3 protein-coding genes are annotated in these 1,588 nt (G+C 35.5%); 1 reads left to right on the plus strand and 2 read right to left on the minus strand.

Annotated elements, in window-relative coordinates:
- On the plus strand, positions 1-377 hold a 377-nt coding region (locus tag U9P79_09760), incomplete at its 5' end, for a T9SS type A sorting domain-containing protein (protein ID MEA2104907.1).
- Positions 378-595: 218 nt separating this feature from the next.
- Here U9P79_09760 and U9P79_09765 read toward each other — a convergent pair.
- Positions 596-940, minus strand: a complete 345-nt coding sequence (locus U9P79_09765; GenBank protein ID MEA2104908.1) for a DUF86 domain-containing protein — start codon at positions 938-940, stop codon at positions 596-598.
- Positions 933-1,223, minus strand: a complete 291-nt coding sequence (locus U9P79_09770) for a nucleotidyltransferase family protein (GenBank protein MEA2104909.1) — start codon at positions 1,221-1,223, stop codon at positions 933-935. The genes U9P79_09765 and U9P79_09770 overlap by 8 nt, the downstream gene beginning before the upstream one ends.
- Between the last annotated feature and the right edge of the window lie 365 nt (positions 1,224-1,588).

Genomic DNA, 1,588 nt, shown 5'->3' on the forward strand with positions numbered 1-1,588 from the left:
ACTGGTTGGAAGTTGTAACGTTTGATGGCAATACATCCGTCTATGGTTCCTTCTTGTATGACCCGAATTCAAGCGGAAATGAACCTGAACTGAACAAATTTGCTCTTGAACAAAATTTCCCCAATCCGGTGGTAGCTTCCACATCCATCTCCTTCGCACTTGGAAAAACGGTAAAAAATGCCGAACTGACAATTTACAACGTTCTGGGGCAAACAGTGAGAACTTATGACCTGACCGATTTTATAACCGCCAAACGCGGTGAAATTAACTGGAACGGAAAAGATCAAAACGGAAAGAATGTCTCAAGCGGAATCTATTTCTATAAATTGAATACTGGCTCAAAACAGGCTGTTCGCAAAATGATCTTTATCAGATAAAGGCAATTCTATAGATAGAAACTCAAATTTGATAAACAAACAAAACTCCCCGAAGAATTCTTTGGGGAGTTTTGTTTTGAGCAGAAATAGAACGACTTGAACCGTATTCCGTTTCTCCGAAACGGCATGAACAGAACGCTTCGGAGAAGCGTATTACAACCGTATTCCGTTTCTCCGAAACGGCTTGAACAGCACGCTTTGGAAATGCGTATTACGGGTTATGATATATCTTTGGTAATATCAATTATTTGATCTTTAAATATTAAAAGTTCCCTTGTACTGATATTCCATATAATTGATAAACTTATTCCAAAATACTCATGGGCTATTCTATTCCTCAAGCCAATTATTCCGCTCCAATCAATATCAGAATATTTATCTCTGAGACTGGCGGGAATATTGTTCGATGCTTCACCAATTATTTCTAAATTTCTTACCACAGCATCGATTGTTTTTCTGTCATTCTTGAATTTTTCAAAATCCATTCCCAAAATATACTCGTCAATTAATTCAATAGACTCAATAATATCATCAATAAATAATCTGTATTCTCTTTTAGACATATGTCAAATCTTCCATTATATACTTTTTCCTATTTAGTTTTATCGCATCAGATGTGAGTAAATCTACTTTTTTTTCTAAAATTTCTTCCAAATAATCTGCGAGATGAACAAAAAGTAAACCAACCGGCTCCCGAAATTCAACTAAAATATCAATGTCGCTATTTTCTCGCTGCTCATTTCTTGCATAAGAACCGAATATCGCAATATTTTTTACTAAATATTTGTTTTTCAATTCCGAATTGTTACTCTTTATAATTTTTTTTATTTCATCTAATTGTCTCATACATTACCATCGCATAATAATTTTTGTACTAAATACAAATTCACGATTTTTCATGTCAAGTAATAGTCATTTGAGTAAACCCAAGCTTTGGAAAAACGTATTACAAGCGTATTCCGTTTCTCCGAAACGGTATAAACAGAACGCTTCGGAAAAGCATATTACCCCGTATTCCGTTTCTCCGAAACGGTATAAACAAAACGCTTCGGAGAAGCGTATTACGAGCGTTCAATTAATCTTTAATTGACGATACGTCTAAGTAGCGAATCTACACCCACTCCGAAGATGCCCATCACGGTTAAATAGATCAGCATTTCGGGATATTTGAGCAAATATCTGAAATCGAGCAATCTGAACCCAAGTCCACT

It is taken from the genome of Candidatus Cloacimonadota bacterium, from assembly GCA_034661015.1.
Taxonomy (GTDB): domain Bacteria; phylum Cloacimonadota; class Cloacimonadia; order JGIOTU-2; family JGIOTU-2; genus JAYEKN01.

Coding starts and splice junctions, on each gene's coding strand:
- U9P79_09765 (MEA2104908.1), bottom strand. CDS start 940: ATGTCTAAAAGAGAATACAGATTATTTATTGATGATATTATTGAGTCT.
- U9P79_09770 (MEA2104909.1), bottom strand. CDS start 1,223: ATGAGACAATTAGATGAAATAAAAAAAATTATAAAGAGTAACAATTCG.